At 72.4% G+C, this 21,039-nt stretch carries 22 protein-coding genes; 10 read left to right on the plus strand and 12 right to left on the minus strand.

Going from position 1 to position 21,039, the window contains the following annotated elements:
• Positions 1 to 54: 54 nt before the first annotated feature.
• The 3 genes from ACLQ2X_RS25480 to ACLQ2X_RS25490 form a co-directional block, all read right to left on the minus strand.
• Positions 55 to 627, minus strand: coding sequence for a hypothetical protein (locus ACLQ2X_RS25480; protein WP_425683604.1), 573 nt, complete (start codon positions 625 to 627; stop codon positions 55 to 57).
• Between the two features lie 182 nt (positions 628 to 809).
• A complete protein-coding gene (locus tag ACLQ2X_RS25485; protein WP_425683605.1) occupies positions 810 to 1,754 on the minus strand; it encodes a tRNA (adenine-N1)-methyltransferase in 945 nt (314 codons plus the stop codon).
• Positions 1,751 to 2,809 (minus strand): M50 family metallopeptidase, encoded by a 1,059-nt coding sequence (locus tag ACLQ2X_RS25490; protein ID WP_425683632.1) that lies wholly within the window; start codon positions 2,807 to 2,809, stop codon positions 1,751 to 1,753. Before ACLQ2X_RS25490 ends, ACLQ2X_RS25485 begins: the two co-directional genes overlap by 4 nt.
• Before the next feature lie 165 nt (positions 2,810 to 2,974).
• Here ACLQ2X_RS25490 and ACLQ2X_RS25495 point away from each other — a divergent pair, with 165 nt between their 5' ends.
• The 4 genes from ACLQ2X_RS25495 (at position 2,975) to ACLQ2X_RS25510 (ending at position 8,457) form a co-directional block, all read left to right on the plus strand.
• Complete coding sequence (locus tag ACLQ2X_RS25495) at positions 2,975 to 3,892, plus strand: RecB family exonuclease (RefSeq protein ID WP_425683606.1); 918 nt, start codon at positions 2,975 to 2,977, stop codon at positions 3,890 to 3,892.
• Positions 3,893 to 4,197: 305 nt separating this feature from the next.
• The gene (locus tag ACLQ2X_RS25500; RefSeq protein ID WP_425683607.1) at positions 4,198 to 4,914 is read left to right on the plus strand and encodes a response regulator; all 717 of its coding nucleotides are present in this window, start codon (positions 4,198 to 4,200) and stop codon (positions 4,912 to 4,914) included.
• Positions 4,915 to 5,140: 226 nt separating this feature from the next.
• Positions 5,141 to 5,908 carry an ABC transporter ATP-binding protein gene (locus ACLQ2X_RS25505; protein ID WP_425683608.1) on the plus strand — a complete coding sequence of 256 codons (768 nt, stop codon included), beginning with the start codon at positions 5,141 to 5,143 and terminating at the stop codon, positions 5,906 to 5,908.
• Positions 5,908 to 8,457 carry an ABC transporter permease gene (locus ACLQ2X_RS25510; protein WP_425683609.1) on the plus strand — a complete coding sequence of 850 codons (2,550 nt, stop codon included), beginning with the start codon at positions 5,908 to 5,910 and terminating at the stop codon, positions 8,455 to 8,457. The genes ACLQ2X_RS25505 and ACLQ2X_RS25510 overlap by 1 nt, the downstream gene beginning before the upstream one ends.
• 50 nt (positions 8,458 to 8,507) lie before the next feature.
• On the opposite strand, the gene ACLQ2X_RS25515 is transcribed toward ACLQ2X_RS25510, so the two are convergent.
• The 4 genes from ACLQ2X_RS25515 to ACLQ2X_RS25530 all read right to left on the minus strand — a co-directional run bounded on the left by ACLQ2X_RS25515 (position 8,508) and on the right by ACLQ2X_RS25530 (position 10,878).
• Entirely contained in the window at positions 8,508 to 9,146 is a 639-nt protein-coding gene (locus tag ACLQ2X_RS25515) for an HAD family hydrolase (RefSeq protein WP_425683610.1), read from the minus strand.
• A gap of 82 nt (positions 9,147 to 9,228) precedes the next feature.
• Positions 9,229 to 9,984, minus strand: coding sequence for a neutral zinc metallopeptidase (locus tag ACLQ2X_RS25520; protein ID WP_425683611.1), 756 nt, complete (start codon positions 9,982 to 9,984; stop codon positions 9,229 to 9,231).
• A gap of 96 nt (positions 9,985 to 10,080) precedes the next feature.
• Positions 10,081 to 10,581 carry a hypothetical protein gene (locus ACLQ2X_RS25525; RefSeq protein WP_425683612.1) on the minus strand — a complete coding sequence of 167 codons (501 nt, stop codon included), beginning with the start codon at positions 10,579 to 10,581 and terminating at the stop codon, positions 10,081 to 10,083.
• A 117-nt stretch (positions 10,582 to 10,698) separates the two neighbouring features.
• Complete coding sequence (locus ACLQ2X_RS25530; RefSeq protein ID WP_425683613.1) at positions 10,699 to 10,878, minus strand: hypothetical protein; 180 nt, start codon at positions 10,876 to 10,878, stop codon at positions 10,699 to 10,701.
• Between the two features lie 204 nt (positions 10,879 to 11,082).
• Between ACLQ2X_RS25530 and ACLQ2X_RS25535 the strand changes: the two genes are divergently transcribed.
• The 4 genes from ACLQ2X_RS25535 to ACLQ2X_RS25550 all read left to right on the plus strand — a co-directional run bounded on the left by ACLQ2X_RS25535 (position 11,083) and on the right by ACLQ2X_RS25550 (position 12,612).
• Complete coding sequence (locus tag ACLQ2X_RS25535) at positions 11,083 to 11,601, plus strand: GNAT family N-acetyltransferase (RefSeq protein ID WP_425683614.1); 519 nt, start codon at positions 11,083 to 11,085, stop codon at positions 11,599 to 11,601.
• Between the two features lie 104 nt (positions 11,602 to 11,705).
• Positions 11,706 to 12,032: a hypothetical protein gene (locus tag ACLQ2X_RS25540; protein ID WP_425683615.1), complete on the plus strand. Its 327-nt coding sequence runs from the start codon at positions 11,706 to 11,708 to the stop codon at positions 12,030 to 12,032.
• Positions 12,032 to 12,280: a MerR family DNA-binding transcriptional regulator gene (locus ACLQ2X_RS25545; RefSeq protein ID WP_425683616.1), complete on the plus strand. Its 249-nt coding sequence runs from the start codon at positions 12,032 to 12,034 to the stop codon at positions 12,278 to 12,280. The genes ACLQ2X_RS25540 and ACLQ2X_RS25545 overlap by 1 nt, the downstream gene beginning before the upstream one ends.
• Entirely contained in the window at positions 12,277 to 12,612 is a 336-nt protein-coding gene (locus ACLQ2X_RS25550; RefSeq protein ID WP_425683617.1) for a YnfA family protein, read from the plus strand. The genes ACLQ2X_RS25545 and ACLQ2X_RS25550 overlap by 4 nt, the downstream gene beginning before the upstream one ends.
• A 20-nt stretch (positions 12,613 to 12,632) precedes the next feature.
• Here the strand turns inward: ACLQ2X_RS25550 and ACLQ2X_RS25555 are convergent, their stop codons facing one another.
• The gene (locus ACLQ2X_RS25555) at positions 12,633 to 13,052 is read right to left on the minus strand and encodes a hypothetical protein (protein ID WP_425683618.1); all 420 of its coding nucleotides are present in this window, start codon (positions 13,050 to 13,052) and stop codon (positions 12,633 to 12,635) included.
• Positions 13,053 to 13,177: 125 nt separating this feature from the next.
• Between ACLQ2X_RS25555 and ACLQ2X_RS25560 the strand changes: the two genes are divergently transcribed.
• Positions 13,178 to 14,176, plus strand: a complete 999-nt coding sequence (locus ACLQ2X_RS25560) for an RNA polymerase subunit sigma-70 (protein ID WP_425683619.1) — start codon at positions 13,178 to 13,180, stop codon at positions 14,174 to 14,176.
• Positions 14,177 to 14,223: 47 nt separating this feature from the next.
• Entirely contained in the window at positions 14,224 to 14,667 is a 444-nt protein-coding gene (locus tag ACLQ2X_RS25565) for a DUF6069 family protein (RefSeq protein ID WP_425683620.1), read from the plus strand.
• Between the two features lie 68 nt (positions 14,668 to 14,735).
• Here ACLQ2X_RS25565 and ACLQ2X_RS25570 read toward each other — a convergent pair whose 3' ends face one another.
• The 4 genes from ACLQ2X_RS25570 to metH all read right to left on the minus strand — a co-directional run bounded on the left by ACLQ2X_RS25570 (position 14,736) and on the right by metH (position 20,846).
• A complete protein-coding gene (locus ACLQ2X_RS25570) occupies positions 14,736 to 15,080 on the minus strand; it encodes a hypothetical protein (protein ID WP_425683621.1) in 345 nt (114 codons plus the stop codon).
• 588 nt (positions 15,081 to 15,668) lie between these two features.
• Positions 15,669 to 16,364 (minus strand): proteasome protein, encoded by a 696-nt coding sequence (locus ACLQ2X_RS25575; RefSeq protein WP_425683622.1) that lies wholly within the window; start codon positions 16,362 to 16,364, stop codon positions 15,669 to 15,671.
• A gap of 190 nt (positions 16,365 to 16,554) precedes the next feature.
• On the minus strand, positions 16,555 to 17,007 hold the full coding sequence (locus ACLQ2X_RS25580) for a GNAT family N-acetyltransferase (protein ID WP_425683623.1): 453 nt from the start codon (positions 17,005 to 17,007) through the stop codon (positions 16,555 to 16,557).
• Positions 17,008 to 17,327: 320 nt separating this feature from the next.
• A complete protein-coding gene (gene metH / locus ACLQ2X_RS25585) occupies positions 17,328 to 20,846 on the minus strand; it encodes a methionine synthase (RefSeq protein ID WP_425683624.1) in 3,519 nt (1,172 codons plus the stop codon).
• Positions 20,847 to 21,039: the final 193 nt, after the last annotated feature.

Below are 21,039 nucleotides of genomic sequence, written 5' to 3' on the forward strand. Positions count from 1 at the left end.
GTTGTCCGGGCCGTGTGCGTCCCGGCCGGTGTCTGTCCCGGCTGGCGTCGTCGGTCAGAGCAGGGGCCGACCGACGACCGAGGCGACCAGTCGGGCGAACTCCTCCAACCGGGCGATCTGCCCGGCGCCACCGTCGTCGAGCGTCTTGCCGAAGCGCAGCGCGTCGTGCCGGGGCGCACCCACCACCTCGTCGCTCGGCGGCGCCTCGTCGAGCGAACTGAGCAGCAGATACACGTCGATGCTGTCGACCCGTACGGTGCCGTTGTCGGCGCGCATGAGTCGCCGCCGGCAGCCCACCTCGGTGACGGTGGACAGCGGCACCACCCGCAGCGACGACGTCATCGCGCCCGGCGGCCCCTCCCCCGGCGGCACGTCCTCGCCGTGCCAGAGCACCAGGCGGCTGCCGTCGCAGACGACGGCCTCCTGCCACACCCCGTTCACCTCGTTGACGAAGCGTTCCAGGGTGAAGCCGAGCACCGACGCGCCGCGCAGCACGCCGTCGAGCGCCTCCAACGCGATGTCGGGGTCCCGCAGGTACGCCCGGGTGGCCGACTCCAGGTCGGTATAGGGCGACCAGTCCGGGAAGACGGCGGGCAGCTCGCCGTTGCCGTAGCCGGGATCGCTCACGCCACCTCCCACCGGCCCGCGTCGCCGCCGCGCGCGTGCTCCCACCGGTCCCGGTCGCCGGGACGGGCACGCCGCCCGGCGCGCGTCCCGATCCGCTCGCTCATCCCCACCGTCTCCGCCCGCTTCGTGCCGTCCCCATCGGGACATGATCCGCCCGTGTGCGCGCCCCCGCGCGGCGGGGGTCAGGGCTGTCCGGGTTCCTCCGCCGACCGGGCCGCCGCGGCGGCGCGCAGGGCGTCCCGGCGCTGCGCGTACGCCTCGGCGCCCTTGCTGGGCTTACGCCGGCGCGGCGGCGCGGTGACCCCGGGGGCGAGCTTGCGCGCGGAGACCAGGAACGCGGTGTGGGCGATCATCCGGTGGTCCGGGCGGACCGCCAGGCCCTCGGCGTGCCAGTCGCGGACCAACGACTCCCAGGCGCGCGGCTCGGTCCAGCCACCGCGCTCGCGCAGCGCCTCGACCAACTCGGACAGCTGCGGCGTGGTGGCCACGTAGCCGATCAGCACGCCGCCGGGCACGAGCGCCCGCTCGACCATGTCGAGCATCTCCCACGGGGTGAGCATGTCGAGGATGATCCGGTCGAAGCCGGTCTCGGCGCACTGCGCGACGTCGCCGACGTGCAGGCGCCACGCCGGGTGCGGGCCGTTGAAGAACGCCTCGACGTTGCGCCGGGCGATCTGGGCGAAGTCGTCGCGCAGCTCGTAGGAGTGCAGCTCGCCCTCGGTGCCGACGGCCCGCAGCAGCGAGCAGGACAGCGCGCCCGAGCCGGCGCCGGCCTCCAGCACCTTGGCCCCGGGGAAGACGTCGCCCATGGCGACGATCTGCGCCGAGTCCTTCGGGTAGATCACCTGGGCGCCGCGCGGCATGGAGAGCACGTAGTCCGACAGCAGCGGCCGCAGCGCCAGGAACGCGGTGCCGCCCCCGGCGGTGGTGACCACACTGCCGTCGGGCAGGCCGATCAGGGTGTCGTGCTGGAGGATCCCGCGGTGGGTGTGGAACTCCTTGCCGGGCTCCAGCGTCACGGTGTGCATCCGGCCCTTCGGGTCGGTCAGCTGGACCCGGTCGCCGGTGCAGAACGGCCCCCGGTGGACCGGGGGCAACGCCGGGGCGGTGGGGTTCTCTGCGGTCACGTGTTCGTCTTCCGTTCGGGTTCCAGGAGCTGGGCGAGATCCGCAATGTGCAGCACGCCGACCACATCTTCGCCTGCGGTCACCACGTACTGCGCGCCCGGGTGGGTCCGCACGGTCTCCAGGACCTGCTCGCCGTCCGCGGCGAGCGGCAGCCTCGGCACGGCGGCCAGCTCACGGGCCACCTCGTCCACCGCGAGCCACGGCCGCCGGTCCGGCGGAACGGCGGCGGCGCGCGCCGGGTCGACCAGGGCGACGGTACGGCCGGCGGAGTCGACCACGGCCAACGCCGCGTCCGGGCGCGCGGCGTCGTCGCGACGGCGCTGCGCCTCGGCCAGCGGGGTGCCGCTGGGCACCGGCAGCAGCGGACGGGCCAGCCGGGCCAGGTCGACCAGGTGCAGCCGGCGGCCGATCTGCGCCAGCCGGATGGACTGGCCGGCGCCGCGCCACAGCGTGAACGCGACGAGCAGCAGCAGCGGCAGGGCCAGCGGGGCCAGCGCCCGACGCAGGGTGAGCGCCACCACCAGGGCCACCGTGGCCAGCGCGACCGCCCGCCCCACCCAGCCGGCCACCACGGTGCCCCGGTGCCGGTCGTGGGTGAACGCCCAGACCGCGGCGCGCAGCGCCCGCCCGCCGTCCAGCGGCAGGCCCGGCAGGCTGTTGAAGACCGCCACCACAACGTTGCAGACCGCGAGCTGGAAGGCGAGCTGGTGGCCGAGTGTGCCGGCGGGCAGGGCCAGGGTGGCGGCGACCGCGCCGGCGCCGAGCACGGCGGACACCGCCGGGCCGGCCAGCGAGACCAGCAACTCGACCCGCGGGGTGGGCGCGTCCCGGTCCATCTCGGTGTAGCCGCCGAGCAACTCCAGCGTGATCCCCCGCACACCGATGCCGTACCGGCGCGCGGTCAACGCGTGCCCGAGCTCGTGCAGCAGCACGGAGCCGAGCAGCGACACCACGAAGGCGAGGCCGACCAGGTAGCCACCGAGCGGGCCGAGGTCGAGCTGGCGGCGGGCAAGTCCCGCGTACAGCACGGTGACCACGACGGTGAGCAGCAGCATCGAGGCGTTCGCGCGCAGCGGCACCCCGAAGACCCGGCCGAGGCTGAGCCCCGGCCGGCGCGGTGGTCGGCTCCGCTGTCGCACCGGCCCGATGCTACGCGCCGCCGATCATGCTCCGGTGCGGCGACGTCGGCTCTGTCACACGCGTGGCCTAACCTTCCGGGCATGACGGCGGACCAGGTGATCGACACCCACGGCGACGACACGGCGACCCCGGTGCCGGTCACGGTGCGGGCCTCCCTGTCGCCGTCCCGGGCGGCCGACTTCAAGACCTGCCCGCTGCTCTACCGGTTCCGCAGCATCGACCGGCTGCCCGAACGCCCGACGGTCGAGCAGGCCCGGGGCACGCTCGTGCACGCCGTGCTGGAGCGGTTGTTCGACCTGCCGGCGACGGCACGCACCCCGGAGTCGGCAGGTGACCTGGTCACCCCGCAGTGGGACCGGCTGGTCACCGAGGAGCCGGAGCTGGCCACGCTGTTCGCCGACGGCGACACGGCCGGGCGGGAGGATTTCCTGCGCTCGGCGGCGGCGCTGCTGGAGGGCTACTTCGCGGTCGAGGACCCACGCCGGCTGGAGCCGGCCGAGCGCGAGGCGCTGATCTCCGCGGTGGTCGACGGCGAGCTGCTCATCCGGGGCTACCTCGACCGGCTCGACGTGGCGCCCGACGGCGCGCTGCGGGTGGTGGACTACAAGACCGGCGGAGCGCCGCGCGAGGCGTTCGAGGCGCGGGCGCTGTTCCAGTTGAAGTTCTACGCCCTGGTGCTGTGGCGCACCCGGGGGGTGGTGCCGCGGGTGCTGCGCCTGCTCTACCTCAAGGACGCCGAGATCTGCGACTACGCACCGGACGCCGAGGAACTGGTGCGCTTCGAGCGCACGGTGGTGGCGCTGTGGCGGGCGATCGAGCAGGCCACCGCCCGGCAGGACTTCCGTCCCCGCCCGAGTCGGCTCTGCGACTGGTGCAGCCACCAGGCGCGGTGCCCGACCTTCGGCGGGACGCCGCCGCCGTTCCCGGTGGCCGTCGCCGCGCCCGACCCGCTCGTGGACGCCCGGTCCCGCCCGGCGACCCCCGGCGCCGACGAGTGACCCCGGCCGGAGCGCCGGCCCCCGGCTGACGCGCCGACGCCGGCACACCCGGCGGAGCCCGCACACCCGGGCCAGGGCCGGCACACCCGGCGGAGCCCGCACACCCGGGCCGGGCCTCGGACGGCGCCTCTCGGTCACGCCGACGCACCTCGACCGGGGCGGCCACCCTGCGGGACCGGCACGCCCCGCGGGGCGCGCGGACACCTGTCGCCCCCTACGGTGGTCGGGGCGGAACCGGTCCGGCACCGGCCGTGTGCGCGGCGTGGCCGGCGGCCCGACCCCGCCCCGGACGACGAGGGGGATCCATGACCGACGGCGTCGCGTCCCGACCGGTGCGGGTCCTGCTCGCCGACGAGCAGCCACTGCTGCGTACCGGCCTCCGGACGGTGCTCGGCGCCGAGGGCGGCCTGGACGTCGTGGGCGAGGCCGGTGACGGTGTGGAGGCGGTGGAACTGGCCCGGCGGCTGCTGCCGGACGTGGTGCTCATGGACCTGCGGATGCCGCGACGCGACGGGATCGCCGCGACCGGTGCGATCGTGTCCGCCCGGCTGCCGGTACGGGTGCTGATCCTCGCCGCGTTCGCGCAGGACGAGCAGGTCGTCGGGGCGTTGCGTGCCGGTGCGAGTGGCTTCCTCACCAGCGACCTGCCGGCCGCGGACCTGATCGCGGCGATCCGCACGGTGGCCGCCGGCGGGGCGGTGGTGGCCCCGCGCGTCCTGCGCCGGCTGCTGGACCGCTTCGCCCACCTGCTGCCGGACCCGTCGGCCACCCCGGCGAAGGCGCTGGACCTGCTGACCGACCGGGAGCGGGAGGTGCTCACGCAGGTGGCCCGGGGACTGTCCAACGCGGAGATCGCCCGGGCGCTGTCGGTCGGTGAGACCACGGTCAAGACCCACGTCGGGCACGTGCTGACCAAGCTCCGTCTGCGCGACCGGGTGCAGGCGGTCGTGCTCGCGTACGAGACGGGCCTGGTCCGGAGCGCGGGTGAGGTGGCGCCACTCACCTACCGTGACCAGCAATGAAGCTGGCGTGTTGACCCTTGCGGGAGGTGGGATTTCCGCGTCGGGTCGGGCGGCCGGCCCGAGAGTCACCCTGAGGTCGTGTCGGGGTCGACCCGCACCGAAAGATCGGCAGAGGTTCCATCCGTGGGCGGAGGGATTTCCGACTCCGCGCCCCCAGGATGGGATCGGCCGCACCGGCCAGCGGGGGCGGTGCGGATCAGCAGACGGACGGAAGAGGTAGATGGACGTGACCGCGACGGTAGGCCGCGAGCCCCAGGCCGCAGCCCGGGCGAACGACGTGTGGAAGGTGTACGGCAGCGGCGAGGCGCAGGTCATCGCGCTGCGGGGGGTCAGCGCCGAGTTCGAACGCGGCCGGTTCACCGCGATCATGGGGCCGTCGGGCTCCGGCAAGTCGACGTTGATGCACTGCCTGGCCGGCCTGGACACGGTCACCAAGGGCACCGTGCTGATCGGCGACACGACCGTGACCGGCCTCAACGACTCCGGCCTGACCAAGCTTCGCCGGGACAAGGTGGGTTTCATCTTCCAGCAGTTCAACCTGCTGCCCACGCTGACCGCACAGGAGAACATCCTGCTGCCCCTGTCCATCGCCGGACGCAAGCCCGACCCCGCCTGGTACGACACGGTGATCGACACGGTGGGCCTGCGGAATCGCCTCGGGCACCGCCCGGCGCAGCTCTCCGGCGGTCAGCAGCAGCGGGTGGCGTGCGCGCGGGCGCTCGTCTCCCGTCCCGAGGTGATCTTCGCGGACGAGCCGACCGGCAACCTGGACTCCCGCTCCAGCGCCGACGTGCTCGGGTTCCTGCGCGACTCGGTACGCGAGCACGGCCAGACCATCGTGATGGTCACCCACGACGCGAACGCGGCTGCGTACGCCGACCGGGTGGTCTTCCTCGCCGACGGGCAGATCGTCTCGGAGCTGATCGAGCCGACCGCCGAGACGGTCCTGGACACCATGAAGAAGCTGGACGCCCCGGTCGAGGTGGGCAACTGATGCTGCGGGCGACCCTGAAGAGCCTGCTGGCGCGCAAGCTGCGCCTGCTGCTGTCCGGCCTGGCGGTGGTGCTCGGCGTGATGTTCGTCTCCGGCGCGTTCGTGCTCACCGACACGCTGGGGCGTTCCTTCGACTCGGTCTTCGCCGACGCCTACTCCGAACTCGACGTGAGCGTCGAGGCCAAGCCGAAGATCGACGCGTCCATGACCGGGGGCGCGCCGGTGAGCACCTCGGTGCCGGCCGCCCTGCTCGACCGGGTGAAGGCGATCCCGGGTGTCGCGGACGCTCAGGGCGTGGTCGCCGCCGACGGTGCCCGCCTGATCGGCAGCAACGGCAAGGCGGTCACCTCGTTCGGCCCGCCGCAGCTTGGCGAGAACTGGCCCGGTGAGAGCGGCCTGCTGACCATGCGCGAGGGTCGTCCGCCGCAGGCGGACGACGAGATCGTGGTCAACGCCGCGCTGGCCAAGGCCGCCGGCGTGCGGGTCGGCGACCGGGTCGGCGTGCTGACCCTGGTGCCGAAGAAGGAGTTCACGCTGGTCGGCGTGTTCGGCTACAGCGGCGGCCGGGACTCGATCGGCGGTGCCAACGAGATCTGCTTCACCACCCCGGTCGCGCAACAGTTGATGCTCGGCAAGCCGGACGTGTTCAGCAGCGTCAGCGTGCGGGCCACCGACGGCACCACGCCGCAGGCGCTGCGGGACGAGGTGGCCCGCACCCTCGGCGCCGACTACCAGGTGAAGACCGGCGAGCAACTCGCCGACGACGCCTCGGCCGGCCTGAAGGAGGGGCTGTCGTTCTTCAACAAGATCCTGCTGGGCTTCGCCGCGGTGGCGCTGCTGGTCGGCACGTTCCTGATCCTCAACACCTTCTCGATCATCGTGGCTCAGCGCACCCGTGAGCTGGCCCTGATGCGGGCCATCGGCGCGAGCGGCCGGCAGGTCATCGGCTCGGTGGTGCTGGAGGCCCTCGCGGTCGGCCTGATCGCCTCGGTGCTGGGGCTCGCCGCCGGCATCGGGGTGGGCGCGCTGCTGGCGTACCTGTTCGGGCAGCTCGCCGGCGGGCTCACCCTGGCCGGGCTGGGTGTACCGGCGTCGGCGGTGATCGGCGCGTTCGCCGTCGGCATGCTGATCACGGTGCTCGCGGCGCTGCTGCCGGCGGTGCGCGCCTCGCGGATCCCGCCGATCGCCGCGATGCAGGACGTCGCCACGCCGGACCGGCCGCTGACCAAGGTGACCGTCAGCGGCGCGGTGGTCACCGGGATCGGCGCGGTGCTGCTCTTCCTCGGCCTGGGGGGGCACGTCCGCGGCAACACCCTGGCCACCATCCTCGGCGGGGTGCTGTTCACGTTCATCGGCGTGGCACTGCTGACGCCGCTGATCAGTCGGCCGGTGGTCGGGCTGCTCGGCATGCTCTTCTCCTGGTCGGTGCCGGGCAAGCTGGGGCGGCTGAACTCCGGGCGCAACCCGCGCCGGACCGCGATCACCGCGGCGGCGCTGATGGTGGGCATCGCCCTGGTGACCGGCGTGACCGTGATCCTCGACTCGGCCAAGGGCAGCATCGGCGCCCTGGCCGAGGACACCATCAAGGCCGAGCTGGTGATCGCCGGTCCGTCGTCCGGGGCGCGTCCGGCGACCTTCGACCCGGCGGTGTTGGAGCGGACGGCCGCGATCCCCGGGGTGCGGCTCGTCGACGGCGAGTACGGCGACATGGCCGTGGTGGGCGGCGAGCGCACCTGGGTGGCCGCACCCAGCAACGTCGCCGCGTTGCAGGCCATCTTCGGGGCGAAGGCCGTCGCCGGTGACATCAGCCGACTGGCCCCGGGCCAGATGCTGGTCAACGAGGACACCGCGAAGGCCCGCAACCTGTCGGTCGGCTCCACCGTGCCGGTGCAGTTGTCCCGCGGCGAGGCCCGCACCTACACGGTCAGCGGCATCTACGTAAGTTCGCAGCTGACCAACCCGGTGACCCTGCCCCCGCAGGCGGCGGTGGACTTCGCCATCCCGCAACCCATCCAGGGCTTCGTCCAGCTCGCCCCGGGCACGTCCGTCGACGCGGTGCGCCCGCAGGTCGAGCGGTTGCTGGCGGACAGCCCCGAGGTGTCGGTGGCCGACCGGGCCGCGTTCATCAAGCAGCAGACCAGCCAGCTGGACTCCCTGCTGCAGATGATCCAGATCCTGCTGGCGTTGGCCATCGTGATCGCGGTGCTGGGCATCATCAACACGCTCGCCCTGTCGGTGCTGGAGCGGACCCGCGAGCTGGGTCTGCTGCGGGCGATCGGCCTGCGCCGGGCGCAGACCATGCGGATGATCACGGTCGAGGCGGTGGTCATCTCGATCTTCGGCGCGCTGCTCGGCGTGGTGGTCGGCGCCGGCCTCGGCGCGGCCGTGGTGGAGGCACTGCGGGACGAGGGCATCACCGATCTGATCCTGCCCTGGGGGCAGATGGTGACGTTCCTGGTCCTGGCCGCGATCATCGGCGTGGTCGCCGCGGTGCTGCCGGCGATCCGCGCCGCGCGGATCAACGTCCTGGGCGCCATCGCCCACGAGTGAGTGAAGGAAGGGTCCCTTCTTATCGCCTGGGCGATAAGAAGGGACCCTTCCTAACGGCTCAGCAGGGCGGTCAGCAACTCCAGATCGGCGGCCGTCAGGCTGTCCACCTGGTGCACGCCGTCGGTCGCCGGCAGCGGCACCTCCGCCGGCACGGCCAGCACCGCCGCCCCGGCCGCCAACGCGCTCGCCACGCCCGTCGGCGAGTCCTCGATCGCCACGCACCGCTCCACCGGCACACCCAACAGACGCGCGGCGGTCAGGTACGGCTCCGGGTGCGGCTTGGCCGCACCCACCTCGTCCCCGCAGACCACGGCGTCGAAGCTGTCCCGGCCCAACGTGTCCAGGGCCACCTCGACCAGGGACCGGCCGCTGGAGGTGACAAGCGCGGTGGGGATGCCTGCGGCGCGTACCGCCCGCAGCAGGGCGAGCGCGCCGGGACGCCACCGCAGCCCGGTACGGAACAGGTCGAGGATCCGGACGCTGATCCAGTCGGCGCTGGCTCCCACGTCCCGCTCCGGCTGGCCCAGGTCGTCGTGCACGATCCGCATGGCGTCCGCCATCCCGGTGCCGACGATCGCCCGCCGGGCCTCGTCGGACAGGGTGCCTCCGTACACGGCGGCCAGCTCCTGCAGGGCGACGTCCCACAGCTTCTCGCTGTCGACCAGGGTGCCGTCCATGTCGAAGAGCACGGCAGCGGGATGTGGGCCACTCAGCGGAGCTTCCTTCGGTACGCGCACCCCGTCGATCCTGCCAGCCCGCCCGCGCCGGCGCTCAGCCGAGGTCGCAGGCGTCCAACGACCGTTCGTAGCCGCGGAAGAACGAGTCGGCGCGCTGCTCGGCGGTGCCGTGCGAACCCTCGGCGAACCACGGCTGGTCCGGGTCGTCGCCGACCGCCAGCAGCCCTTCCCGGAACTCCTCCAGGTCCCCGTCGTCCAACGTCAACGTGCGGGAGCGGACGCTGTCACCCAGGTACGCCCCGGCCATGCAGTCGGCCTGCAACTCCTGCTGGATGGTGAAGTTGTAGCGGATGCCGAGGCGCACCTGCACGCCGTGGGCGTACTCGTGGCCCAGCAGGTAGAACAGGAACGCGTCGCCGATGCGCCGGAACGCCGCCACCGACCAGTTCACGTCGTAGGCGATGAAGTCGCCGGCCGAGCAGTACACGGCGTTGTTGCGCGGCAGCCCCTGCCCGGCGCAGGACACCTCACCCTCGCGGGTGTACGGCACCAACCGCCGGATCGGTCGGAACCGCTCTCCGGAGGCCCGAAACTGCGCCGCCCAGTACTGCTCGGCCGATCGCCGGGCGTCCTGGATGTCCTTCTGGAACTCGGCGACGCTCGTGGTGCCGTCCGCCCGGGTGGTCTCCGCCTCCGGCGTCGACGCGGGCTGCCCGCTCTGCCGGGGCGCGGGCTGCTGCGGCTCGCCCTGCTCCCAACCGCCGCCGCCCATGCAGCCGGCCGCCACCAGGGCGGCCACCACCAGCCCGGCCAGGGGCCCCCGCCGCCGGCGTCGCGCCCCGTCCCCCACCGCACACCTCCCGACTGTCACGCACGTGCCACCGCAGTACCCCCGGCAGGCCCCGGTGATGCTCACCGGCACTCAACCGCCGCCGGGAGACGCCGGTCAGGATTGGGCGACGGTGAACAGCACCAGGGACCGCTGCGGGTCGAAGCGCAGCTCCGGGCCGCCCGCGGCGTCCCGGTCGACGCTGCGGTGCCAGCGCACACCGTCGGGCACGTACGCGGTCAGGCCCGGCCAGACCTCGGGCGCCGTGCCGGCCACCGGCGTCCACGCCCACGCGGCGCTCAGGGCACGCGCGTCGGCGTCGGCCAGCCGCACCACGGCCTGGTAGCGCCGGTCGGTCGGGCCGGGGGCACGGGAACAGGCGAAGCTGGGGTGGTCGACCTGCCAGTGGATCTCCGGGTACGCGCCGATCCCGGGCACGTCCTGGGCGTCCCACCGGCGGTCGGTGTGGATTTCCGCCTCCTCGGCGGCGATCCGGGCCGCGCAGTCCCCCTCCTGCGCCCCACTCGAACGCACCATCCAGAACACGCCGCCGCACACGGCCAGCAGGACGACGCCGAACGCGGCAGTCAGGGTCAGGAGAACCGATCGGCGAGTCACCGCCGGGAGTGTAGGCCCCACCGGCCACCGTGGAACACCCAGGTCGGCTCGCCGCCGACCGACGAGCGCGCCGCCGACATCAGCCCATCACCTGCGGACCGACCCCGCCGGCCTCGGTCAGTCCAGGCCGCGCATGATGTGCGGCTCACCGTCGTCGTCGCCGAAGCAGCGGTGCAACATCTGGGCGCGCGCCCACAGGTCGAGGCTGCTCGGCGGCCCGACCGGCCCGGTGCCGGTGGGTGTGGTCGGCACGGGAGCCGGGTCCGGCGGGACCTGCGACGTCACCTCGTCGGTCATGTCCGCCCCTTTCGTCGTACCCATGCTCGCCCTCGGACGTTTCCACCACGTCAATCCGACGGCGCGGGCGTGGACGCGGCGCCGACCCGCCCTCCGGTGACGGTAGTCGGGCGGGCCGGGCGGCACAGCCGTATTCGGCAGGTGGCCGGACGGGGCAGGCGGCGCGCCTGGACGGGCCGCCCGGCCGGCGCGGACAATGCCACGATGCGCGCGGACGAGGAGTTGACCACGGCGCGGCTGGTCCTGCGCCGGCCGGCCCACCCGGACATCGACCTGCTGCACGCCCTGCACACCGATCCGCGCGCCTGCGCGCACAACCCATCGGACCTGCTGCGGGACCGCGCCGAGGCGGAGGAACGCTTCCGACGCTGGGACGAGCACTGGCGGCGGCACGGCTTCGGCTACTGGAGCGTGCGCCGCGACGACCTGCCGCTCGGTTTCTGCGGCCTGAAACTCATGCGGTTGCACGATCGTGACGTACTCAACCTGTTCTACCGCCTCGACCCGGCCGGATGGGGTGACGGCGTGGCCGGCGAGGCGGCCACCGCGGTGGTGCGCTGGGCCGCGGCCCACCGACCCGGGCTGCCGGTCGTCGCCCGGGTCCGTCCGGAAAACGTCGCCTCCCGGCGGGTCGCGCAACGCGCCGGGCTGCACCGGGCCGCGCACCTCGACACACCGGGCGAGGACGGCCCGGACCTGATCTACGTGCTCCGCTGGTCCTGACGGCGCCACCCGGCCCCGACCGGGAGCCGCGTTCGCGGCTGCGTCCACCGTCTGCGGTGTCGGCACTTGCATCCGGTACCCGGGTACAGGCTTACCGTCGACGGGTGAGCGACTCCTGGGCGCCCGACGCCTGCACCCTGCCGACCGCCGAGCGGCCGCTGCGGCTGGCCGAGTTCGACAGGCTCTTCCACGACGCGCTGCGCGACGTCGACCGGCTGTCCACCCGACATCTGCGGCTACGCCTGGACGGCAGCGCCGAAGCGGCACTGCGGGACGTGGTCGCCCGCGAGTCGGCGTGCTGTTCCTTCTTCACCTTCGACCTCACCCGGCCGGCCGGCCACGCGCTGACACTCGACATCCGGGTTCCGGCGGCCCACGCCGGCGTACTCGATGCCCTGGCCGAACGGGCCGCCGCCGTGCGGGGCCGGTGATGGACGGGCAGGACCTGCGCAGCGGCCAGCTCGCCGACGCGGTCGGGGTGACCGTGCAGACGTTGCGCTACTACGAGCGGCGCGGGCTGCTCGCCGAGCCCCGGCGGTCGCCGGGTGGACACCGCCTCTACCCGGCTGAGACCGTCACCCTGCTGCGGGTGGTGAAGGCCGCACAGCGTCCCGGTGGACCAGGCCGTCCGTCCCCCGGGTCGGGCTCGGAGCCGGTTTCGCTACGGTCTGACGCATGACGGTCGCCCGTTCCATCCTGCTGTTCCTCGTCGCCGCGCTCGCCGAGATCGGCGGCGCCTGGCTGGTCTGGCAGGGGTGGCGGGAGAACCGCGGGCTGCTGTGGATCGCCGCCGGGGTGATCGCGCTCGGCGCCTACGGGTTCGTGGCCACGTTCCAGCCGGACCCGAACTTCGGGCGGATCCTCGCCGCCTACGGTGGCGTCTTCGTCGCCGGGTCGCTCGCCTGGGGCATGGTGGTCGACAAGTTCCGGCCCGACCGCTACGACCTGGCCGGCGCGGCCATCTGCCTGGTCGGCGTCGCCGTCATCATGTACGCCCCACGGGCGAGCTGACCCCCGCGCCGCACCGGACGTCAGGAGTAGCGGGCGACGAACTGCTCCGGACGCTGGCGGACACCCTCGCTGAGATAGCGGAACTCCACCGTCACCTCGCCCCCGCCGGCCCGCCGCGCCATCTCCCGCAACGGCATCGCGAGGAAGTGGTCGCTCAACGGGATCACGGTCGTCTCGGCCACCGGATACGGCACGTGCAGGAGCGCGAGCCCGTGGCTCCACGGTGACTGCACGACGCCGTGCTCGTCGCGCCGGTAGCCGCCGTAGGTCACCTCGGCGATCCAGGAGACCTCGCCCGCGACGGAGGCCAGGCGGTATTCGCGCAGCGCCTGCGCCAGGAGCGACCCAAGAGTCCGGTCGGGGTCCACGTCGAGAGTCACACGGTGGGAGGCGACGTCGTCGCCCATACACACCGAGTCGCGGTCGATCGAGAACTGCACGGCACACACCGTAGTACCGCCGGGCACCCTCCCGGATCGCGCGTCACGACGCCGCGGTGATGAGTTTCCCGGCCCGCACCCGTCACATGTACGTCAGGACCACGACGGGACGGAAGGATGACGTGATGGGTGCGGACACGCGACTGCAGGAGCTGGGCGTGAGTGATCTGGGCGAGGTCGACGAACCGGCGTTCACGGGGCTGGCGCAGCGGCACCGGCGGGAACTGCACGTGCACTGCTACCGCATGCTCGGGTCGTTCGAGGACGCCGAGGACACCGTGCAGGAGACGTTCCTGCGCGCCTGGCGGCGGCGGGAGACGTTCGAGGGACGGTCCACGTTCCGGGCCTGGCTGTACCGGATCGCCACGAACGCCTGCCTGGACCTGCTCGCCAGGTGCCGTCCGGAGCCCGCGACCGGCGGTGAGGTCCCCTGGTTGCAGCCCTACCCCGACCGGCTGCTCGACGAGCTGCCCGCCCCCGGCGCGGACGAGCCGGAAACGGCCACCGTGGCGCGGGAGACCATCGAGCTGGCGTACCTGGTCGCGGTCCAGCACCTCGCGCCGCGCCCACGGGCCGTGCTGATCCTGCGGGACGTGCTCGGTTGGCCGGCGAAGGACGTGGCGGACCTGCTCGGCGACACCGTCAACTCGGTGAACAGCGCGTTGCAGCGGGCCCGAGCCGGCATGCGGGAGCACCTGCCCGCGCAGCGGCAGGACTGGACCGGCGACGACACGGACACCCGGACCCGCGAGCTGGTACGCCGGTTCACCGACGCCAGCATCGCCAAGGACGTCGCCGGCCTCGCCGCCATGCTGCGCGACGACGTGCGCTGCTCGATGCCGCCCACGCCGGGCCTGCAGATCGGCCGCGACGCGGTGGTGGACGACTGGATCGCCGACGGCTTCGAAAGCCTGGGCAGCCTGCGCGCCGTTCCCACCGCAGTGAACCGGCAGCCCACCGTCGCGTTCTACCTGTGGCAGGAGGGCGAGGGCGCGTACCTGCCGCTGACCGTCGACGCCCTGCGCATCACCGGTGGGGCGATCGCCGAGATCATCACGTTCCACGCCGACCAGTTCCCACGACTCGGGCTGCCGCAGCGGCTGCCGACAGACGGCACGCCGTAGCGCCCGCGTGCGTCCGCCCGCCCGCCCCCGAGCCATGGAGGATCGACATGACCAGCAAGGTCGCCGCAGGCCCCGCAGCGGGCCGGGCCAGCCGTCCGCACCGGTTCCGCCGGCTCGCCGTCACCGGCGTCGTCGCCACGCCCGCCGCGATGGCGGCCACCACCCTCGCCGCCGCGCTCGCCCGCGCCGCCGGCGTCGACTTCCAGATCCCCGACGGCGGGCAGGCGATCCCGTTGGGCGGGTTCGCCGTGGTGACCGGCTTCTTCTCGCTCGTGGGCGTCGTCATCGCCGCCGCCCTGCTGCGATGGAACGCGCGCCCCGCCGAGCGGTTCGTGTGGATGGCGGCGGCGCTTACCGCGCTCTCGATGGTCCCGCCGTGGCTGGTCGGGGCCACCACCGCGACCACGGTCACGCTCATCGGGCTGCACCTGATCCCGGCGGCGGTGATGATCCCCGCCGTCGCGCGGAGCCTGCGTCCCCGGACCGACTGACGCCACCGTGGCGAGCGCGGTCGCGCGGGCGTGGTCTCGCGGTCGGGTGACGGCGGGCGCAGCCCGAATCAGGTAAGGCCGCACCTGGAGCCGCACACCGGGCAGAATCCGCGTTTGGCGTTCGAGGTCACGGTGGTCTCGCACCTCGCGCATTCGGCTTCGTTCCACAGTCCTTGGTCAGCTCCGAGGCCACCGTTGTGGTGATCCCGGTCAGGCCATGCGACGAGCGCCAGGTCAGGCACGTACGGTGAGTCCTCGTCAACGGTCGCGGTAGCCAGGACCAACACCGATCTGATACCGGCCTCGTCCTCGGTGTAGTGCGGCAGGACCCGTCGCATGACATCCACGAGTTCGCGGACCGGTAGCGCCGTGAGCTGCACGGCGAGGCGGGCTCGATCGTCGTCGGTGGTCACGCGCCCGACCATACGCACCGTTCGTCTACCGGGTTCGGGCGGTCATCCCGAACATGTTCCGCGGCTCTGCTCCCTGACCACCGCCGCGCAACTGAGCAACGAGCCGGCCAGCGCCTCCGCCCGGTCCGCGGACAACCACAACGAGCCGTGCGGCACGTCGTCATCGGGACCGGCCAACCCTTCCGTCAGGGTCTCCGCTGGCACTTCGACGTCGAGCCGAACAAAGTGGCGCCCCCCTGCTGTAGGCGACGAAGGCATCCAGGTAACGGTCATCATCGAAGGTCACCGCCGCATGCTGCCACGACAGCGACGCCCACTCACCCTGAGTCGACCGACCGGAAAGCCTGGGCCGGACGCAGAATACTTCGGTCCACAGGGTTCGATCCATAACGTTCGGGAACTTCGATACGGACCGTACGCCGGGCGCGATCCTTCTCGGGCTGGCCGCCGACGCCGGCTTCGGTGCCTTCGTCTACCAGTCCGGCATCGGTCGCAGCGGCACCGATCTGGGTTCGGGCTCCGTCGGCATCGCGGTGCTCCCCAGCCCCACCACTGACCAGACCGGCGCGACAGCCGAGCCGGCCGGCGTCAGTCGAACAGCCGGTCGAGCGCTTCCTGTTCGAGGTCGCGCCAACGCTGGGCGTCCTTCAGTGCCTTGGCGATCTCCTTCTCGTCGAGGTGGTGGGCGCCCTCCTCGCGGATGCACGCGACGCTGAACGGCGCGCCGACCGACGGCGAGGTCCGCTCCAGCGCCTCCAGCACCCGCACCATGCCCACCACGCCGTACTCGACGGGGCGCGTGATCATCCGGAAGTGCGACAGCAGCGCGCCGGCCTGCTGAGCCATGGCCGCGCCGGAGCCGATGGCGTGGAAACCCACGTCCTCGTAGCGGCCGATGAGCCCATTGGGGTTGATCTCCACGATCCACGGCCCGCCCTGGCTGTAGCCGGCCGCGAGCAGGTACGCCGACACCCCGCCGCCGCTGCCCTCGCCGGGCACGTCCGGGATGTAGTTCGCGTAGTGCTTCTTGAACACCGGCAGGACGCGCTCCTGCAACTCGTCGCCGATGTCGGGTGCTTCGAGGATGGCGGTGGCCGAGTCCTGCAGGAGGGGGCGCAGGTCGTTGAGTACTCCCCGCGCGCCGCTTCCGCCCCAGGCGGCGCAGTCGCCAAGCGGGTGCAGCTTCTGGGCGGGGAAACTCAGACCGCGGTCACTCTCGGTGATCTGGGAGTCCGCGCCGATCACCACCCCGTCGCTGCAGACAACGGCGAGTACGACGGTCATGGTGTCCTCCTGGGCAGGGGTAAGGGGTCCGGCGCGAGGTACCCGGCATCCCGACCGCCTACACCCCGGCAGGTACAAGCCGTCGCTGAACGTGTCGTGAATGACATCGCGTAGTCGATCGAAGCGGACGACTCGACCTCCGGAGACCGGGATACCGGTCGGCCGCAGTCGACGGCCGACCGGTACGCCGTCAGAGGGCCATGTAGTAGTGGACCAAGGGCATGGCGGTCATGCCGAGACTGTCGTAGAGCGCCCTGGCCGAGTCATGGAACCGGTCGCCTCCCGTGCCGATCGATACGACCTCGGCCCCAGCGTGCTTCATCGCTTCGAAGGCGTGTGTGCACAGCGTCGCGCCGACGCGATGCCGGCGTTGATCCGCCGCCACGGCGATGATGTCGATCTCACCACTGCGCTTCTCCGGGTTCAGCCGCCATGCGGCAAATCCGAGGAGCGTGTCGCCGTCCTCGGCGACGACAACGTGCTTGTTGTTCTGCGGGTCATGCAGCGCGACCCACATTTCGCGGTAGTCCTCACGCCAGGTGCCATGCTGGTTGGCCAGGATGGCGTCGCCCACGATCGACCGGAACGAGTCCTCGTAGAACGGGCCGAAGGTGGCGATGGTCAGTTCGAGCAGTGACTCCATGTCGGATGACCGAAACGGACGTAGGTTCATGATGTTCGGTGCCAATCGTCTGAGGGTGTGTCGAACAGCCCGACCTGATCCACAGGTAGGGCAACTCGCGGCTCAGATCGAGCCGCCCCTCAGAAGCGGGTGCGCCCAGCGGCGAAGCACTGCATGATCCGGACAGTACCCGACCCCTCAGCCCTCAGCCGTCCCGATGCTCCTGTGGAGCTCAAGGGGCGAGGCGGCGAAGGCGGCCCGTAGGGCGGCGTAGACGTCGCGGGCGACGTAGTGGCCCTCCGGAGGATGACCTGAATCGGAGCTCACGGCGGCCACGCCCGTCACTTGGCGTTGAAGTAGTTCGCCTCCGGGTGGTGGACCACGATCGCGTCGGTGGCCTGCTCCGGCACGAGCTGGAACTCCTCCGACAACTGCACCCCGATCCGCTGCGCGCCCAGCAGCTCCACGATCTTCGCCCGATCCTCCAGGTCGGGGCAGGCGGGGTAGCCGAACGCGTACCGGCAGCCCCGGTAGTCGGTGCGCAGCAGGCCGGCCAGGTCTGCCGGGTCGTCATCGGCGACCGTCCCGCCGCCGGGCAGCACCAGCTCGGCCCGGATCCGCCGGTGCCAGTACTCGGCAAGGGCCTCGGTGAGCTGCACGGACAGGCCGTGCACCTCCAGGTAGTCGCGGTACTCGTTGGCGGCGAACATCTTCGCCGTGTACTCGCTGACCGGCTGGCCGACGGTGACCAACTGCAACGCCACCACGTCGAGCTGGTCGCCCTTGGGCCGGAAGAAGTCGGCCAGGCACAGCCGCCGTTCCTGGCGTTGGCGGGGGAAGGAGAACCGGGCCCGCTCGCTGTGCCCGTTCTCGTCCAGCACCACCAGGTCGTTGCCCTCGGAGTACGCCGGGAAGTAGCCGTACACCACGGCTGCCTCCAGCACCTGGTCGGAGATCAGGCGGTCCAGCCAGTAACGCAGCCGGGGCCGGCCCTCGGTCTCCACCAGTTCCTCGTACGACGGGCCCTTGCCGCCGCGGGCGCCGCGCAGCCCCCACTGGCCCAGGAACGTGGCCCGCTCGTCGAGCAGCGCCGCGTAGTCGGCGAGCGGCACACCCCTGACCACCCGGGTGCCCAGGAACGGCGGCGTCGGCACCGCCACGTCCGCGGCCACGTCGGAGCGGACCGTGGCGTCGTCCAGTTCGGGCAGCGCCTCACGGACCTGGGCCCGCTGCCGCTCCCGCCGCTCGCGGCGGGCCGCCAACGCGGCCTCCCGCTCCGGGTCGACCACCGGCGCGCCGCCCCGCTTGGCCGTCATCACCCGGTCCATCAGGGACAGGCCCTCGAACGCGTCGCGGGCGTAGTGCACCTGGCCCGGGTAGATCGACCGCAGGTCGTCCTCCACGTACGCGCGGGTCAGCGCCGCCCCGCCGAGCAGCACCGGCCAGCGCTCGGCGACGCCACGCGAGGCCATCTCGGCCAGGTTCTCCTTCATGATGACCGTGCTCTTGACCAGCAGCCCGGACATGCCGATCGCGTCGGCCCGGTGCTCCTCGGCCGCGTCGAGGATCGCGTTGATCGGCTGCTTGATGCCGATGTTGACCACGTCGTAGCCGTTGTTGGACAGGATGATGTCGACGAGGTTCTTGCCGATGTCGTGCACGTCGCCCCTGACCGTGGCGAGGACGATCCTGCCCTTGCCGTCCGCGTCGTCCGCCTTCTCCATGTATGGCTCCAGATAGGCCACCGCGGTCTTCATCACCTCGGCGGACTGGAGGACGAACGGCAGCTGCATCTGCCCGGAGCCGAACAGCTCACCGACCACCTTCATGCCGTCCAGCAGCAGGTCGTTGATGATCGACAGTGGGCTGCGGCCCTGCGTCATCGCGGTGTCCAGGTCGGCTTCCAGTCCGTTGCGCTCCCCATCGACGATCCGCCGCTTGAGTCGCTCCTCCAGCGGGAGCGCGGCCAACTCCTCGGCGCGGGTGGCCCGCGCCGACGCCGCGTCCACGCCCTCGAATGCCTGGATGAACCGCTGCACCGGGTCGTAGCCCTCGCGGCGCCGGTCGTAGACCAGGTCGAGCGCCACCTCGCGCTGCGCGTCCGGGATCTTCGACATCGGCAGGATCTTGCTGGCGTGCACGATCGCCGAGGTCAACCCGGCCTGGGCGCACTCGTGCAGGAACACCGAGTTGAGCACCTGCCGGGCCGCCGGGTTGAGCCCGAACGAGACGTTGGAGATGCCGGCGGTGAAGTTGACCCCCGGATAGCGGGCGGCGATCTCCCGGATCGCCTCGATCGTCTCGATGCCGTCGCGGCGGGTCTCCTCCTGCCCGGTGGCGATCGGGAACGTCAGCGCGTCGATGAGGATGTCCTCCCGGCGCAGCCCCCAACGACCGGTCAGGTCGTCGATCAGCCGGCAGGCCACCCGTACCTTCCACTCCCGGGTGCGGGCCTGGCCCTCCTCGTCGATGAGCAGCGCCACGACGGCGGCGCCGTGCTCCTTGACCACCGGCATGACCCGGGCGTACCGCGATTCGGGGCCGTCGCCGTCCTCGAAGTTGACCGAGTTGACCACGCACCGCCCGCCGAGCATCTCCAACCCTGCCTCGATCACCGCCGGCTCGGTGGAGTCCAGCACGATCGGCAGCGTGGACGCGGTGGCGAACCGGCCGGCCAGCTCCCGCATGTCCTGCGTGCCGTCGCGGCCCACGTAGTCGACGCAGAGGTCGAGCAGGTGCGAGCCGTCCCGGGCCTGACCGCGGGCGACCTCCACACACGCCTGCCAGTCGGCGGCGAGCATGGAGTCGCGGAACGCCTTCGAGCCGTTGGCGTTGGTCCGCTCCCCCACCATCAGGATGCTGGCGTCCTGGGCGAACGGCACGTGGTGGTAGATGGAGGAGACCCCGGCCTCCGGCTTCGGATCCCGCGCCACCGGCGCCCGGCCACCCAGCCGTTCCACCAGCACCCGGATGTGCTCCGGTGTGGTGCCGCAGCAGCCGCCGATCAGCCCCACGCCGTAGTCGGTGACGAACTGCTCCAGCGCGTCGGCCAGTTCCTCCGGGCCGAGCGGGAAATATGCCCCGTCGGCGGTCAGCACCGGCAGGCCCGCGTTCGGCATCACCGACACCGGGATGCGCGAATGCCGCGCGAGGTAGCGCAGGTGCTCGCCCATCTCGGCCGGGCCGGTGGAGCAGTTCAGGCCGATCAGGTCGACCCCGAGCGGCTCGATCGCGGTCAGCGCGGCGCCGATCTCGCTGCCCAGCAGCATGGTGCCGGTGGTCTCCACGGCCACCTGGCAGATGATCGGCACGTCCCGGCCCGCCTCGGCACGGGCCCGCTTCGATCCGACCACCGCCGCCTTGACCTGGAGCAGGTCCTGACAGGTCTCGATGATCAGCGCGTCCGCGCCGCCGGCGATCAGGCCGGCCGCGTTGTCCTGGTACGCGTCGCGCAGCGAGGCGTAGCTCGCGTGGCCGAGCGTGGGCAGCTTGGTGCCCGGACCCATCGAGCCGAGCACGAACCGGGGCCACTCCGGCGTGGTGTACGCGTCGGCGGCCTCCCGCGCGATTCGCGCGGCCGCCTCGGACAACTCCCGGATCCGCCCGGCGATGCCGTACTCGGCGAGGTTGGGCAGGTTCGCGCCGAACGTGTTGGTCTCCACGCAGTCCGCGCCGGCGTCGAGGTAGGCGTCGTGCACGCCGCGAACCACGTCCGGCCGGGTGAGGTTGAGGATCTCGTTGCAGCCTTCAAGGCCGTCGAAGTCGTCCAGGGTGAGATCGGCGGCCTGGAGCATCGTCCCCATCGCCCCGTCCGCGATCAGGATCCGATCCGCCAGAAGGTCACGCAACGAAATAGGCACGTGACCCAGGTTAATGCGCGTGGGCGCGGGAGTGCTCCCCGAAGCGGGGCTTCCCACATACTGCCCGCCGCGGCGGCCGGCGCCTCTGCGCGGGCTCGGCCGGGTGGTCCGGGCCGGCGACCGGCGCGGCCGACGGGCCGGCTCCCGCGGCGGCACGTAGGCTGGCGGACGTGAAGGACAACAGGGATGCGAC

Origin of the sequence: Micromonospora sp. DT31, assembly GCF_049841795.1 — a bacterium.
Classification (GTDB): domain Bacteria; phylum Actinomycetota; class Actinomycetes; order Mycobacteriales; family Micromonosporaceae; genus Micromonospora.

Bases quoted from the DNA above. Each gene is read 5' to 3' on its own strand.
- ACLQ2X_RS25500 (WP_425683607.1), top strand. From the start codon at position 4,198: ATGACCGACGGCGTCGCGTCCCGACCGGTGCGGGTCCTGCTCGCCGAC.
- ACLQ2X_RS25565 (WP_425683620.1), top strand. From the start codon at position 14,224: ATGACCAGCAAGGTCGCCGCAGGCCCCGCAGCGGGCCGGGCCAGCCGT.
- ACLQ2X_RS25530 (WP_425683613.1), bottom strand. From the start codon at position 10,878: ATGACCGACGAGGTGACGTCGCAGGTCCCGCCGGACCCGGCTCCCGTG.
- ACLQ2X_RS25545 (WP_425683616.1), top strand. From the start codon at position 12,032: ATGGACGGGCAGGACCTGCGCAGCGGCCAGCTCGCCGACGCGGTCGGG.
- ACLQ2X_RS25580 (WP_425683623.1), bottom strand. From the start codon at position 17,007: ATGGAGTCACTGCTCGAACTGACCATCGCCACCTTCGGCCCGTTCTAC.
- ACLQ2X_RS25490 (WP_425683632.1), bottom strand. From the start codon at position 2,809: ATGCTGCTGCTCACCGTCGTGGTCACCGTGCTGTACGCGGGACTTGCC.
- ACLQ2X_RS25510 (WP_425683609.1), top strand. From the start codon at position 5,908: ATGCTGCGGGCGACCCTGAAGAGCCTGCTGGCGCGCAAGCTGCGCCTG.
- ACLQ2X_RS25535 (WP_425683614.1), top strand. From the start codon at position 11,083: ATGCGCGCGGACGAGGAGTTGACCACGGCGCGGCTGGTCCTGCGCCGG.
- ACLQ2X_RS25550 (WP_425683617.1), top strand. From the start codon at position 12,277: ATGACGGTCGCCCGTTCCATCCTGCTGTTCCTCGTCGCCGCGCTCGCC.
- ACLQ2X_RS25575 (WP_425683622.1), bottom strand. From the start codon at position 16,364: ATGACCGTCGTACTCGCCGTTGTCTGCAGCGACGGGGTGGTGATCGGC.
- ACLQ2X_RS25495 (WP_425683606.1), top strand. From the start codon at position 2,975: ATGACGGCGGACCAGGTGATCGACACCCACGGCGACGACACGGCGACC.
- ACLQ2X_RS25560 (WP_425683619.1), top strand. From the start codon at position 13,178: ATGGGTGCGGACACGCGACTGCAGGAGCTGGGCGTGAGTGATCTGGGC.